The organism is Brevundimonas sp. (assembly GCF_036400995.1).
GTDB lineage: Bacteria > Pseudomonadota > Alphaproteobacteria > Caulobacterales > Caulobacteraceae > Brevundimonas.
Genome location: NZ_DASWWG010000077.1, coordinates 1 through 14355, shown reverse-complemented (window position 1 = coordinate 14355; position 14355 = coordinate 1). Strand labels below are relative to the sequence as shown.

General features: G+C 68.4%; 14 protein-coding genes. 6 read left to right on the top strand and 8 right to left on the bottom strand.

Annotation, left to right across the window (positions count from 1 at the left end; genetic code table 11):
- Positions 1–60: 60 nt before the first annotated feature.
- Positions 61–1188, bottom strand: coding sequence for an AI-2E family transporter (locus VGE03_RS11250; protein WP_331046566.1), 1128 nt, complete (start codon positions 1186–1188; stop codon positions 61–63).
- 98 nt (positions 1189–1286) lie between these two features.
- Between VGE03_RS11250 and VGE03_RS11245 the strand changes: the two genes are divergently transcribed.
- The gene (locus tag VGE03_RS11245; protein ID WP_331046565.1) at positions 1287–2849 is read left to right on the top strand and encodes a helicase HerA-like domain-containing protein; all 1563 of its coding nucleotides are present in this window, start codon (positions 1287–1289) and stop codon (positions 2847–2849) included.
- 7 nt (positions 2850–2856) lie between these two features.
- Here the strand turns inward: VGE03_RS11245 and VGE03_RS11240 are convergent, their stop codons facing one another.
- Together VGE03_RS11240 and timA are read right to left on the bottom strand one after the other, a co-directional pair.
- Positions 2857–3987 carry an MltA domain-containing protein gene (locus tag VGE03_RS11240; RefSeq protein ID WP_331046564.1) on the bottom strand — a complete coding sequence of 377 codons (1131 nt, stop codon included), beginning with the start codon at positions 3985–3987 and terminating at the stop codon, positions 2857–2859.
- Between the two features lie 2 nt (positions 3988–3989).
- On the bottom strand, positions 3990–4622 hold the full coding sequence (gene timA / locus VGE03_RS11235) for a TIM44-related membrane protein TimA (protein ID WP_331046563.1): 633 nt from the start codon (positions 4620–4622) through the stop codon (positions 3990–3992).
- 186 nt (positions 4623–4808) lie between these two features.
- On the opposite strand from timA, the gene secB reads away from it, so the two are divergent.
- Entirely contained in the window at positions 4809–5315 is a 507-nt protein-coding gene (gene secB / locus VGE03_RS11230; protein ID WP_331046562.1) for a protein-export chaperone SecB, read from the top strand.
- Between the two features lie 103 nt (positions 5316–5418).
- Here the strand turns inward: secB and dnaQ are convergent, their stop codons facing one another.
- Genes dnaQ through VGE03_RS11205 form a run of 5 tightly spaced genes read right to left on the bottom strand, consistent with a single transcriptional unit; the run spans position 5419 to position 9042 of the window.
- Entirely contained in the window at positions 5419–6138 is a 720-nt protein-coding gene (gene dnaQ / locus VGE03_RS11225; RefSeq protein ID WP_331046561.1) for a DNA polymerase III subunit epsilon, read from the bottom strand.
- A gap of 6 nt (positions 6139–6144) precedes the next feature.
- Positions 6145–6786, bottom strand: a complete 642-nt coding sequence (gene coaE / locus VGE03_RS11220) for a dephospho-CoA kinase (protein ID WP_331046560.1) — start codon at positions 6784–6786, stop codon at positions 6145–6147.
- Complete coding sequence (locus VGE03_RS11215; protein WP_331046559.1) at positions 6783–7580, bottom strand: shikimate dehydrogenase; 798 nt, start codon at positions 7578–7580, stop codon at positions 6783–6785. The genes coaE and VGE03_RS11215 overlap by 4 nt, the downstream gene beginning before the upstream one ends.
- Positions 7577–8173, bottom strand: coding sequence for a nucleoside triphosphate pyrophosphatase (locus VGE03_RS11210; RefSeq protein ID WP_331046558.1), 597 nt, complete (start codon positions 8171–8173; stop codon positions 7577–7579). The genes VGE03_RS11215 and VGE03_RS11210 overlap by 4 nt, the downstream gene beginning before the upstream one ends.
- Positions 8173–9042 carry a pyruvate, water dikinase regulatory protein gene (locus VGE03_RS11205; protein WP_331046557.1) on the bottom strand — a complete coding sequence of 290 codons (870 nt, stop codon included), beginning with the start codon at positions 9040–9042 and terminating at the stop codon, positions 8173–8175. Before VGE03_RS11205 ends, VGE03_RS11210 begins: the two co-directional genes overlap by 1 nt.
- Positions 9043–9563: 521 nt before the next feature.
- On the opposite strand from VGE03_RS11205, the gene hemE reads away from it, so the two are divergent.
- From hemE to rho, 4 genes are all read left to right on the top strand, one after another.
- Positions 9564–10610: a uroporphyrinogen decarboxylase gene (gene hemE / locus VGE03_RS11200; RefSeq protein ID WP_331046556.1), complete on the top strand. Its 1047-nt coding sequence runs from the start codon at positions 9564–9566 to the stop codon at positions 10608–10610.
- On the top strand, positions 10607–11653 hold the full coding sequence (gene hemH / locus VGE03_RS11195) for a ferrochelatase (RefSeq protein WP_331046555.1): 1047 nt from the start codon (positions 10607–10609) through the stop codon (positions 11651–11653). Before hemE ends, hemH begins: the two co-directional genes overlap by 4 nt.
- Positions 11650–12120, top strand: a complete 471-nt coding sequence (locus VGE03_RS11190; RefSeq protein WP_331046554.1) for a CopD family protein — start codon at positions 11650–11652, stop codon at positions 12118–12120. The genes hemH and VGE03_RS11190 overlap by 4 nt, the downstream gene beginning before the upstream one ends.
- Positions 12121–12516: 396 nt before the next feature.
- Complete coding sequence (gene rho, locus VGE03_RS11185) at positions 12517–13923, top strand: transcription termination factor Rho (RefSeq protein WP_331046553.1); 1407 nt, start codon at positions 12517–12519, stop codon at positions 13921–13923.
- Positions 13924–14355 lie beyond the last annotated feature (432 nt).

Genomic DNA, 14355 nt, shown 5'->3' with positions numbered 1-14355 from the left:
CCGCGGCGACAGGGGGGGAGATAGGCGCTGCTTGTGGCCAATCAAGGGCGCGTATGAGGCTCAATCCGCCTTCTTCTGCGGCGAGTTGACGCGGGCCTTCTTCGGCTTGGCCGAGCCGTCGTCGGTCGCATAGGGCTCGCCGTCGCCGGACAGCAGGATGGCCATCCAGCGCGAACCCTTGAATTCGGCGAGGATCGCCATGGCCATGACCGCCAGCGGGGTCGACAGGAACATCCCCACCACGCCCCAGACCTTGCCCCAGAAGGCGAGGGCCAGCAGCACCACCACCGGGTCGATGTTCTGGTTGTCGCCCTGCATGCGCGGCTGGATGAAGTTGCCGCTGATGAACAGGATGATCTGCAGGCCGCCCAGCAGGATCACCGCCGGCCAGTAGCTTTCGAACTGAACGAGGGCGAACAGGGGCGGAGCCAGCCCCGCCACCGCGCCGCCCAGCACCGGAATGAAGCCGACGATGAAGATGACGAAGGTCCAGAACTCGGCGTTCTGGAGCCCGACGATGCGCATCAGGATCCAGGCGGCGGCGCAGATCATCGCCCCGGTGACCGTCTGGACCCAGAGATAGCCCTCGACCCCGCCCCGGACCCTCTGGAAGACCTCGAGCGCCTCGGCCCGGGCGGTGCGGTCCGGGAACATGTTCACCAGCTTGCGGCGGAACCCGTTCTGCGAGGCCAGCAGGAAGCCGAGGTAGATCATCACGAACACGGCCCCGCCGACCACGCCCTGGGCCTGACCGGCGACGACGGCCAGATAGCTGCCGACGTCCACCCGCGCGATCAGGTCGCTGGCGGTCGGCGGGTCGGCCGGAAGCCGCAGCAGGGCGTAGACGTCGACCAGGATCTGGTCCAGGCGCGGCCCGATCCGGACCACCACGCCGTTGGTCTCGTCAAAGAAGCCTCGCGCGCCGTAGACGATGATGGCGATCGACACGAAGAAGCCCAGCACCACCACCAGCAGCGCCGCGGTTCCGGCCGCGTGGCCGGGCAGACGGGTGCGCGCCTCGATCCAGCGCTTCACCCCGTCGATCATGATCAGCAGGAAGATCGCCATCGCCAGCGGCGTCAGGATGTCGGCCATCCAGTAGACGGCGGCGCCCACGCCCACGACAGCCAGCGCCACCAGCGCATTTCGGGCCACGGTGGAGGTCGGGACGGCGATCGGCGATTTCATGGGCATATGGTCAAGGTCTCACGGGACGGCGTCAATCGCCCTTGAACGGACGCGCTCGCCGGTGGAGCATGAGCGCCGCCCCCCATTGCGGAGTTCCCATGTCCGACACCGGCGTCTTCCTCGGCCAATCGCCCGACAAACCCGAGATCCTGCTCTACGGCCGCGCCAACCGGCACGGCGTGGTCGCCGGCGCGACCGGCACCGGCAAGACGGTGACCCTGCAGATCATGGCCCAGGGTTTCTCGGACGCCGGCGTCCCGGTCTTCTGCGCTGACGTAAAGGGCGACCTGTCCGGCATCGCCCTGCCCGGATCGCCCAACGAGAAGCTGCTGGCGCGAGCGCAGGGGATGGGTCTGACGCTGGACCCGAAGGCCGCGCCGGTCGTGTTCTGGGATCTGTACGGCCAGAAGGGCCATCCGATCCGCACCACCGTCAGCGAGATCGGCCCGCTGCTGCTGGCGCGGATGCTGAACCTGAATGATGTGCAGGAGGGGGTGCTGTCGGTGGTCTTCCACGTCGCCGACAAGGAAGGCCTGCTGCTGCTCGACCTCGACGACCTGCGCGCGATGCTGGTCTACGTCGGCGAGAACGCCGAACGGATCGGGCGCGAGGTGGGCAATGTGGCGCCCGCTTCGATCGCCGCCATCCAGCGCTCGCTGCTGCAATTGGAGCAACAGGGCGGCGACGCCTTCTTCGGCGAACCGGCCCTGAGGCTGGAGGACATGCTGCGCACCGGCCTGGACGGCCGGGGGCAGGTCAATGTGCTGGACGCGACGAAGCTGATGAACAGCCCGCGCCTGTACGCCGCCTTCCTGCTGTGGCTGCTGTCCGAACTGTTCGAACAGCTGCCCGAGGTCGGCGATCCGGAGAAGCCGCGTCTGGTCTTCTTCTTCGACGAGGCCCACCTGCTGTTCAACGACACCCCGGACGCCCTGCGCGAGAAAGTCGAACAGGTCGTGCGGTTGATCCGGTCCAAGGGGGTGGGCGTCTATTTCGTCACCCAGAACCCGGCCGACATTCCCGACACCGTGCTGGCCCAGCTGGGCAACCGCATCCAACACGCCCTGCGCGCCTACACCCCGTCCGAGCAGAAGGGTCTGAAGGCGGCGTCGCAAAGCTTCCGGCCCAATCCGGCCTTCGACACGGCCGAATGCATCCAGGGACTGGGCGTGGGCGAGGCCCTGGTCTCGACGCTGGACGAGAAGGGGGCTCCGAACATCGTGGGCCGGACCGCGATCCGCCCGCCGGCCTCGCGGCTGGGACCCGCGACGGACGCCGAACGGGCGCAGGTCATGGCCGCCAGCCCGGTGCGCGGCCTCTATGAGACGGTGGTGGACCGGGAATCCGCCGAAGAAATCCTGGCGGCCCGCCGGGGCGAGGCCGATCAGGCCGCCGCCGACGCCAAACTGGCCGAAGCGAAAGCCAAGGCCGACGCGGCCGCGGCGAAGGAGGCCGAAAAGGCCGCAGCCGCACAGGCGAAGGAACAGGCGCGCCAGCAGGCCCAGTACGAGCGTGAAGCCGCCCGCTCGCGCGCGCCGGCCCGTCGCTCGACCCGCGAAACGCCGGTGGAGGCCATGACCAAGTCGGTGCTGCGCACGGCGGGAAGCACCCTGACGCGGGAACTGCTGCGCGGGATTCTGGGGGGGCTGAAGCGGCGGTGAGCCGCCGTCAGGGCTTCGGCGCCAGCCGCCACATCCTGAGCGGATGCCGCACGGCTCCCGCCTCGGCCCCCGCCGCGTCGCCCCGGCCCATGTAGAGGTCGGCGCGGACGGGACCGCGGATGGCCGAGCCGGTGTCCAGCGCTACGACCAGCCCCTGATAGCTGCCGCGCGCGCCGGCCAGGTTGCCGCCGTCGGCGGCGATCCAGACCAGATCGCCATAGCTCCAGTGGGCAGGATCGACCGCGATCGAGCGTCGGGCAGGCAGGGGGACGCCCGCGGCCCCGGCCGGATCGCCGCCGTCGTCGGGATCGAGCCTGAAGAAGATGTAGCGCGGGTTCAGCGCCATCACCGCCCGGGCTTCCGGCCCGCGGTGCGCGGCCAGCCAGCCGCGGATGGCGTCGCCGGACGTGCCGTTGCGCGGCAGCAGGCCCTGATCGCTCATCGGCCGGGCGATGCCGACGAAGGTCTGGCCGTTGTCGGCGGCATAGGCGGCGCGCGCCTTGGAGCCGTCCTCAAAGGTCAGATAGCCGGAGCCCTGGATCTGCATGAAGAACAGGTCCTCTGCCCGCATCCAGGCGAGGGTCTCGGTCGGCGGCGCGGTCTCGATCTCGGCGCGCGGCGGCAGGGTCTGGCCCCGTCGCCATCCGGCGGGCGCGGCGAGGACAGGCATGTCGAACTCGGGCGTCTGCGTCCGGCTGGCCGGATACTCTGGCGCGAAATAGGACGTCAGGAGACCGTCCCGGCCATTCCCGGTCCGTTGCTCGACGACGGTGAAACCGTCCTCGAAGAAGGCGCGAGCCATCGACGGGGTGACGGGACGCGAAGTCCGGCGAATGTGCATGGCCCTGTCGCACTGGGCGCGCAGGGCGGCGTCACGGGACACCCGGCAGCCGTCGGCGAAGGCGTTGAAGGCCGCCAGGTGATCTTCCGCATTCCAGCCGGGCAGGGAGGCGGGACTGACGCCGGTGTCCGGTTCCGGACGGGGCTCGACAGGCCGGGGCGGCGGAGGGGCAGGCTGGGTCGGCGCCGGGGACTCCGGCGTCGGGGCGACCGGCGGCCGGGTGGCGCAGGCGGCCACAAGCGTCACCATAAGGGCGAGAACCGCGCCCTGAATTCTCACGGCGCGGTGGGCGGACATTGTCAGGCCGAAGCCGGTTCGGTCCGCGCCAGGACCCAGTTCGGATCGCTGGCGCCCAGGGTGCGCTCGAAGGTCCAGACCTCGGCCACGCGACGTTCGTCGACCTGTTCCTCGGCCGAGGCGTCGGCCGATTTCACGCGGCTGCGCAGTTCCGCGAGGAAGCGCACCTTGGCGACCGCGTGGTTTTCCTCGGCCGTCGCCAGCTCCAGATCGGCGCGGGCGGGGTGAACGAACTCGACCGTCTCGGTCTCGCCGCGCGCCTCGCGGGCGGCGATGCCGCCTTCGAAGGAGATCATGACCTTCTCGGTCAGCAGGGGCTTGAGCGTGTCGCGATCACCCGCGGCGTAGGCCCGCACGATGGTCTCGTGCGCGGCCCTTGCGCCTTCGAGGAAGCGCGCCGGGTCAAAGCCCGGATCACGGGCCTTCAGGCCCGCGATCGAGGCCAGGGTCACGGCGTCCAGCACATTGCGGCCCTGTTGCTGGGCGGGGTCAGCGGACGGCGCCGCCGGCGGCTGGGCGCGGGCGTCCTCTTCCGGCTGACGGCCGACCTTCTTGCCCAGCACATTGTAGAGCTGGAACAGGACGAAGGCCGCGATGACGGCGAAAATGATGATCTGGACCTGAACCGGAGGCACTGGACATCCCTGACTGGCGCCGGGGAGAACGGCGCGACACACGACGATTAGGGGCTGATATAGGGCCGTGCAAGGCAAAGCGCCCCCTCCGTTGGGCGAGCGTCGTTGCCGCAGGGGGCCGTGCATGGTAGTCGCCCCGCCTTCCGGGCGTGCGCCCGACCCACATTCCAGACAGAACTTCCACCCATGACCGACGCCGCTCCGCCCGCCGACGCCACTTCCGCCGACAACGGCGGCCAGCCCCAGGGCCCGGGCTTCCGCATCGTCGCCCAGTACGTGAAGGACCTGTCCTTCGAGAACCCGAAGGCGCCGGACAGCCTGCGCGTCGACGGCAAGCCGGCGATCGACATGGGCGTCGAGATGAACGCCGCCGGTCGCCAGGACGGCCTGTTCGAGGTGGAGCTGCGCCTGTCGATCAAGGCCACGACCGACGCCATGACCGTGTTCAACGTCGAACTGCAGTACGGCGGCCTGTTCGCCCTGCAGGGCGTCGCCGAGAAGGACATCGAGCCGCTGCTGCTGATCGAGTGCCCGCGCTACCTGTTCCCGTTCGCCCGCGAGATCATCGCCCGCGCGACCTCGGACGGCGGTTTCTACCCGCCCTTCATGCTGGACCCGATCGACTTCGCCGCGATCTACTTCGCCCGCCAGCAGCAGATCGCCCGCGGTCCGGCCGACGCCGGCCAGGCGTAAGAAGGTTCGAGGGACTAGGGGCTAGGGATTGGTCGGGCCGGATGGTCCTCAATCGAACCTAATCCCTAGTCCCTAATACCTAATCCCTTTCGAGAGGCGTCCGTCAGGCGGCGGGCGCCTTTTCCATATCCAGACCGTAGCCCTCCCACAGGGAATGGTCCTTCAGCGTGGCCTTGAGGAACTCAAGATGGGCGGCGCGCTCGGCCTCGGTCGACCGCGGCGCCAGCGGACGGGGCCGCGCCCCCACCGCGGCGGCGACCACCGGGCCCGCGACCGCCGTGACCTTGGTCGCCGACAGGTCCAGCCGCCGTTCCTTGCCGCCGCGCAGCTCCAGATAGACCTCGGCCAGCAAGCGGGCGTCGATCAGGGCGCCGTGGAAGGTCCGGTCGGCCAGGCTGACCTTGAAGCGCTTGCACAGCGCGTCCAGCGAGTTGGGCATGCCCGGAAACTTCTTCTGGGCCAGCTGCAGGGTGTCGATCCAGCGGTCGCCGGGGATCAGCGGATGGGCGATCCGTGCATACTCGAAGTCGATGAAGTTCCGGTCGAACTGGGCGTTGTGCGCGATTACCGGCGCGTCGCCGATGAAGTCCGACAGCGCCTGAACGATATCCGCGAAGCGGGGGGCGTCCTTGACCTTGTCGTCCGTGATGCCGTGGACGCGGGTCGCATCCGGAGGGATCAGCCGGTCCGGGTTGACCAGCGTGTGATAGGTGCGCCCGGTCGGCAGCAGGTCCATCAGCTCGATGCAGCCGACCTCGATCAGCCGGTCGCCGGTCTTGGGGTCGAAGCCGGTGGTTTCCGTATCAAGGACGATCTCGCGCATGGCCTCTTAATGCGACCGTTCGGACGATTTCGGAAGGGATCGACGCGGCGAGACCCAGTCTTCCGACAGGACTGTCCCCACGATTTCCGCCACCCGCGTCCGGGCGGCCTCAAGGCCCTGTCCGGTCTCCACCACGAAATCGGCGCGCCGCCGTTTCTCGGCGTCGGGGAGTTGTCGCGCCAGAATAGCCTCGAAGCGGTCCCGGGTCATGCCCGGCCGGGCCAGAACCCGCTGCGCCTGAACCTCCGCCGGCGCGCTGACCACCACCACGGCGTCGACGGCAGCGTCGCCGCCGGTCTCGAACAGCAGGGGAATATCGAGCACGGCCAGTCTGACGCCCCGCGCCTCGGCGGCGGCGAGCTCGGCCAGCCGGCCCCGCGCGACGAGGGGGTGGACGATGGCCTCCAGCCGTCTGAAGGCCTGGTCATCGCGGCCCAGGGCTTCGGCCAGCAGGGTACGGTCCACGGCGCCGTCCACCACGACCCCCGGAAAGGCCTGACCGATCGGCTCGACCGCCGCGCCCCCCGGGGCATAGAGCCTGTGCACGGCCTCGTCGGCGTTCCAGATCAGGGCGCCGTGGTCAGCGAACATGGCCGTCGTGGTCGACTTGCCCATGCCGATGGAGCCGGTGAGACCCAACAGGATCATGTGGTCTCTCCCAACCGGGTGAGGGCGGCCGAGCGGACATCCACCGGCGGTGGGGCGAGACCGAACAGAGCCTCGAACGAGGGTCTCGCCTGACCGATCAGCATGGCCAGCCCGTCCACCGTGGTCAGCCCCCGCGCGCGGCCCGCGGCGAGGAAGGGGGTGAGCAGAGGCTTGTAGGTCATGTCCATCAGGACGGCGTCGTCGCGCAGGGTGTCGACATCGATCTCGGGCCGGACGCTGAGGGCGTTGACGATCAGGACGGCGTCGCGGACGGCATCCGGTTCGGCCACGGCGCAGCCCAGCTCCGCCGAAAGCGTTTCGGCCCGGGCGCGGGTCCGGTTGAGCACCGCGACCCGGGCGCCGGCAGCCTGCAGCGCGACCACGGCGGCGCGCGCGGCGCCGCCGGCGCCGAGGACGACGACCGGAGCATCGCGAACATCGAGCGCCGGCGCCTGTTCGGACAGGGCCAGCATCAGGCCGTGACCGTCGGTGCTGTCGGCCGACAGCCGGCCCTCTTCGAACACCAGCAGATTGGCCGAACCGCAGGCCCGGGCCGTCGCACTGACCGTATCGGCCAGGGCCAACGCCTGTTCCTTGAACGGGGCGGTGACGTTCAGTCCGCGCAAGCGCCCGGCCCGGCCCTCGGCCACCAGAGCCGCGAACCCGTCCGCATCCGGAGGGCCGAACGGCTCGTAGACGGCGTCCAGGCCCGCTGCCTCGATCCACAAGCCGTGGAGCAGGGGACTGAGCGAATGGCTGATCGGCTGACCGGCGACACCGGCGCGAAGCGTCATGCGGCCAGGACTCCCGCCCGGCGCAGCTCGGCCAGCACGGGCCACAGCGGCATACCCAGAACGGTGAAATAGTCGCCGTCGATCCGGTCGAACAGCTGGGATCCCATGCCCTCCAGCTTGTACGATCCGACGCTGGACAGCAGGCCTTCGCCTTCGCGGGCCAGATAGGCGTCCAGGAAGGCGTCCGAGAACTCCCGCACCTGCATGGCGGCGGTGTCCACGCCGGACCAGACGATCTGACCGTTGTGCGCGAGCGCGGCGCCGGAATGCAGATGGTGCGCCTTGCCGCGCATGGACGACAGGCGCGCGCGGGCTTCATCCAGGCCCTTCGCCTTGGAGATCAGGCCGCCCTCGAAGGCGAGGGTCTGGTCGGCGCCCAGAACCCAGGCGTCGGCGTCATGCCGGGAGACCGCCAGGGCCTTCACCCGGGCCAGCTCGACGGCGAGGCCCGCGGCGTCGGCGGGATCGTGCACCGTCTTGACCGCATCCTCGTCCACATCGGCGACCTGGACCGCGAACGGCACACCCGCGTTTTCGAGCATGGCGCGCCGGGCGGCGCTCTTCGAAGCCAGGATCAGACGCTCTCCGGTCATTACCAGCCCGCTCCCATCCGCTTGGTGCGGCGTTCATTCAGGACGTTGATGATGGCGGCGGCGGTTTCCTCGACCGAGCGCCGGGTGACATCGATCACCGGCCAGCCGCGCCGTTCGAAGGCCCGGCGGGCCTTGACCGTCTCGTCGCGCACCGCGTCGTGATCGATATAGGCCGAGGCATGGTTGGCGTTCAGCCCGTCCAGCCGGTTCCGCCGGATCTGCACCAACCGGTCCGGCGAAACGGTCAGGCCGATGACCAGAGGGTTCTTCAACTGCGTCAGGCGCTCGCCGTCTTCCTGCCCCGGCACCAGCGGCACATTGGCGGCGCGGATGCCGCGGTGGGCCAGATAGATGCAGGTCGGGGTCTTGGACGTCCGGCTGACGCCGCACAGAACGACGTCGGCGGTCTCGAGCTGCTCGGTCGTCCCTTGGCCGTCGTCGTGGGCCATGGCGAAGTCGAGCGCCGCGATCCGGTCGAAATATTCGGAGCTCAGGGCGTGCTGGGCGCCGACACGGGGCGCCAGGGCCGCGCCGAGATAGCGCGACAGGACGGTTTCCAGCGGATCCAGAGCCGCGATCTGCGGCATGTCGAGCCGGCGGCAGCCCTCTTCCAGCTGTTCGCGCAGCTCACGATCCACGAGGGTGTGCAGAACCACGCCGGGCGCCGCGGCGATTTCGTCGAGAACCCGCTCCATCTGCCGGTCCGAACGGACCAGGGCGTAGATGTGCTCGATGGGAATGACGCCGTCGAAACGGGCGACCACGGCCTTGGCCATGGCGTTCAGGGTCTCGCCGGTCGAGTCCGAGACCAGATGGACATGGAAATAGGTGGCCAGCCGCGACGCGCCGGCGGGGCGGGCCGGGCTCATCCTCGGCGGCTCCCGGACGTCAGACTCATCGGGATAAGCGGTCCGTTCAACGGGGACTCCTGTGGAAAGGCCGGGGCGCCGTTCGGTTCATGACCGGGCGCCGATCTCTATAGCCGCCCACAATCCGGGTCGCGAGCGGGATGAAGGTGGACGATCAGGCGGCTGGTCCCGGCGTTCATCCACCGGCCGCCGGTTTCGTCGGGCCAGGGTGTGGAGGAACCGCGTTCGCTTCCGTCGGCGCCCAGACGGCGGTTGCGCCCAAACCCCCGGAATCCGGGCCCCGTTAAGGCCTTGTTAATGGTTATCCCCGGTATCGACAGGTCCGACCGGCCTGTAGACGGCCCTGTGACCGAATCCGGACAACCGATCCGCGGACGGCGTTTTCACCCGAGTTGTCCCCGTCATCCCCCGCCCAACCCACTTCCTTCCACCCTTTTCAAATTTGAATGTTTGGAAGGGATCACGGTGCGACACGGCTCGGGCTTGAGCCTGTCCCCGCCCCCCGGTAAGCCGACGATCAAATGACGACCTCGACCGATACGCCCCTGTTCCTGAAAGCCCTGGCCGGGGAGACGACAGCGCGTCCGCCGGTCTGGTTCATGCGTCAGGCCGGGCGCTACCTGCCGGAATACCGGGCCCTGCGCGCGACGACCTCCGGCTTCATCGAGTTTTGTCACGATCCGGAGAAGGCCGCGGAGGCGACCCTGCAGCCGATGCGCCGGTTCGGCTTCGACGCGGCCATCGTGTTCGCGGACATCCTGCTGATCCCCCGGGCTCTGGGGCAGGACGTCTGGTTCGAGGCGGGCGAAGGACCCCGGCTGGGTGAGATGCCGTCGGTCGAGGCCATGCGGGATAAGGCGCAGGGGGCCGGTGAGGCCCTGTCGTCTATCGGTCAGACCCTGAGCCTCGTTCGGGGCCAACTCGATCCGACCAAGGCCCTGATCGGCTTTGCGGGCGCGCCGTGGACGGTGGCGACCTATATGCTGGACGGCGTGGCCCGGACGATCGGCAAGGGCGAGCGGGCGCAGGCCCGGACATACGCCTATGCCGAACCCGAGAAGGTGGCGGCGGTCCTGGACGTGCTGGTCGAGGCGACCGCCCATTATCTGAAGATGCAGGCCGACGCCGGCGCCCAGACCCTGAAGATCTTCGAGAGCTGGGCCGAGGGCCTGCCGGACGATCTGTTCGAAAGCCTGGTCCTGCAGCCGCACATCAAGCTGGTGAAGCGGGTGCGCGAACTGGGTGTGACCACGCCCCTGATCGGTTTCCCGAGGGGCTCGGCGGCGCTGGCCGAACGGTATGCCCGGGAGGTCGAGGTTCAGGGCGTGGCGCTGGACACGGCCTGCCCGCTGCCGGTCGGTCAGGCCGTGCAGAAGATCAAGACCATCCAGGGCGCGCTCGATCCCCTGCTGCTACGCGCCGGCGGGCCGCTGCTGGACAAGCGTGTGGATCAGCTGCTCGAAGCCTGGGGGCGGGGACCGTGGATCTTCAACCTCGGTCACGGGATCATGCCGGACGTGCCGATCGCGCACGTCGAGCAGGTGCTGAAGCGGATCGGCGCGCAATGAGCGGCTTGAAGGGCCGTCGTATCGCCGTCGTCCTGTTCAATCTGGGCGGGCCGGACGATCAGGCTTCGGTGAAGCCATTCCTGTTCAACCTGTTCAATGATCCGGCCATCATCGGCTTGCCCGGCCTGTTCCGGACGCCGCTCGCGAAGCTGATCTCCAGCCGCCGTGAAACGAGCGCCCAGGCCAACTACGCCCTGATGGGCGGTGGATCGCCCCTGTTGCCCGAGACCCGGAAACAGGCCGACGCGCTTGAAGCCGCGCTCGGCGCGCGCCTGCCGGACGATGAGGTGAAGGCCTTCATCGCCATGCGGTACTGGCATCCGCTGACCGAAGAGACGGCCGCCGACGTCGCCGCCTTCGGGCCGGACGAGATCGTGCTGCTGCCACTCTATCCGCAGTTCTCGACCACCACGACCGAGAGCTCGCTGAAGCGCTGGAATGAGGTTTATGCCGGCTCGGGCGTCAGCCGCACCGTCTGCTGCTGGCCTGAGGCGCCCGGCTGGGTGGTGGCGCAGGCGGACCTGATCAAGGGCAAGCTGGCCGAGGCGGGCGACAGGCCGGTGCGGGTCCTGTTCTCGGCCCACGGCATTCCCGAGGTGCTGGTCGAGAAGAAGGGCGACCCCTATCAGGAGCAGGTCGAGAGCACCTGCGCCGCTGTCGCCCGGGCGGCTGGTCTGACCGACTGGGCCGTCTGCTACCAGAGCCGGGTCGGGCCGATGAAATGGCTGGGGCCGTCGACCGTCGAGGCGCTGGAACAGGCGGCGAAGGACGGGGTCGGGGCGGTGGTGGTTCCCATTGCCTTCGTCTCCGAACACGTCGAGACCCTGGTTGAGCTGGATATCGAGTACGGCGAGCTGGCGCACGGGCTGGGCGTTTCGCCCTATCTGCGCGTGCCCGCGGTCGGTGTAACGGCAGCCTTCATCGAGGAACTGGCCGGAGCGGCCGCCGAGGCGCTTGCGCGAACCGGCGTCGCGCCGCACGGTCCCGGTTGTCGCGCGGACTGGAAGGCCTGCCCGCGCACTTGCGAGCGGAGAGCGGCGTGAACACCTATGACGTGGTCCGGGGCCTGCACATCCTGGCGGTGATCGCCTGGATGGCCGGGATGCTCTTCCTGCCGCGCCTGTTCGCCTATGACGCCGAGCAGAACGCCAAGGCCGAGCCGTTGAAGAGCGAGATGCAGGGCCTGCTGCGCGTCTGGCAGACCCGCCTGCTGCGGATCATCATCAACCCCGCCATGATCCTGGCCTTCATCTTCGGCGCCTGGCTGTTCTGGCTGCGCAGCGGCGAGGGGGCCGACTGGAGCTTTGCGCATCAGCCGTGGATGGTGACCAAGCTGGTCGGCGTCTTCCTGCTGGCCGGCTGGCATGGCTTCCTGGCCGGGCAACGCAAGAAGATCGCCGCCGGGACCTCGAAATACTCGGGCAAGTTCTGGCGCATGACCAACGAGATCCCCTTCGTCCTGGCCATTATCATGGTGCTGTCGGTGACGACGGAGTGGACGTTCAACTGACTTCTCCTCCCCGTTCGCGCTGCGAATGGGGAGGTGTCGCGCTTCGGATACGAAGCGTGACGGAGGGGGCGGCTCAGGCTTCCGAAAGCCGTCCGCCAATCCCTTGCCGCCTGCACCGCCCCCTCCGTCTCGTCGGCGGGGCGCCGACGAGCCACCTCCCCATCGCGAACCGCGACGGGGAGGACATGCTTGACCTGACCCCCGGAAGCGTGGTTTCGCTGAACGCGAACCGGTCCTGGCCCTCTGCCGGACGGTCCCTCTCTCCTCGCGATGCCTGCCGGATTGACCCAGCGGGACTCCATCGCACCTCCTGCTGGCCGCAAGGCCAACATCGCCAGCCTGCCTGACCTCGCTTTCCGGCGAGCGTCCGGGCGCGCATGCCAGAAGTAGATACCCATGACCGACGTCCGCGACACCGATCCGACCGCGCCCGAAACCGAGACCCTCGACGAAGTGTCGAACGAGGTCTCCGCCGCCGACCTGCCGATGGTCGATCAGGAGGCCGACGAGGACGAGGACGGCGAGCCGATCGTTCCCAACGGCCGCATCACCCTGGCTGAGCTGAACGCCAAGACGCCGGAAGACCTGGTCGCCTTCGCCGAGGGCCTGGAGGTCGAGAACGCCTCGAACCTGCGCAAGCAGGACCTGCTGTTCGCCATCCTCAAGGCCCTGGCCGAGGAAGAGGTCGAGATCATCGCCGACGGCGTGCTGGAAATCCTGCCGGACGGCTTCGGCTTCCTGCGCAGCCCGGACGCCAACTACCTTCCGGGTCCGGACGATATCTATGTCTCGCCGTCGCAGATCCGCCGCTTCGGCCTGCGTTCGGGCGACACCATCCACGGCGCCGTCCGCGGCCCGCGCGAGGGTGAGCGCTACTTCGCCCTGCTGAAGGTCGACACGATCAATCTGGAAGACCCGGAAACGGTCAAGACCAAGGTCCTGTTCGACAACCTGACCCCGCTCTATCCCGAAGAGCGGATTCACATGGAGATCCAGGACCCGACGCTGAAGGATCGCTCGGGCCGGGTCATCGACATAGTCGCCCCGCTCGGCAAGGGCCAGCGCTGCCTGATCGTCGCCCCGCCGCGCGTGGGCAAGACCGTCATGCTGCAGAACATCGCCAAGTCGATCGAGCGCAACCACCCGGAAGTCTTCCTGATCGTCCTGCTGATCGACGAGCGTCCGGAAGAAGTGACCGACATGCAGCGCACGGTGAAGGGCGAGGTTATCGCCTCGACCTTCGACGAGCCGGCCACCCGCCACGTCGCCGTCGCCGAAATGGTGATCGAAAAGGCCAAGCGTCTGGTCGAGCACAAGAAGGACGTGGTGATCCTGCTGGACTCGATCACCCGTCTGGGCCGCGCCTACAACGCCACCGTCCCGTCGTCGGGCAAGGTGCTGACCGGCGGTGTGGACGCCAACGCCCTGCAGCGTCCGAAGCGCTTCTTCGGCGCCGCGCGGAACGTGGAGCAGGGGGGCTCGCTGACCATCATCGCCACCGCCCTGATCGACACCGGCTCGCGCATGGACGAGGTGATCTTCGAAGAGTTCAAGGGCACCGGCAACTCGGAAATCGTCCTGGACCGCAAGGTCGCCGACAAGCGCATCTTCCCGGCCATCGACGTGCTCAAGTCCGGCACCCGCAAGGAAGAACTCACCACGCCGAAGGATCAACTGGCCAAGACCTATGTGCTGCGCCGCATCCTCAACCCGATGGGCCCGCAGGATGCGATCGAGTTCCTCTTGGATAAGCTGCGCCAGACCAAGCAGAACTCGGAATTCTTCGATTCGATGAACACCTGATTTCGGCACGACCGATTTCGGCGATCGATTCGCCGCCGTATCGGCCCTGCCAAGGGTCGTTCGGCGGCGAAGTCGTTTTGAGATGTCCGCCTCGAGGGTTCTGGCGCCGGGTGCGCTTCGCCCGAACGATTCAGGTCCGTTACAATCGGCTGCGGCAGGTTATCGTCTGCTGATCAGGCTGTCCTCACTCCAATTCCGGATGCGGTAGTGCCGACGGGAGATTAGGACCACTTGTCGCGGGCAACAGGACTGAAGCGGCTAGCCTTTCTTTCAGTCGATTCTTCGACGAAACGATTCAAGTCGCAGCTGCAATCCGGGCGGTCCGATCTTGGTTGCGCCGGCCTATGCGTTGGATCGCTCTGGGCTCCCAAAGTTCTTCGCGGCGGGCCGGTAGTACCTGGATGAAAGACCGGTAGTGCCGAGTAGTGCTTC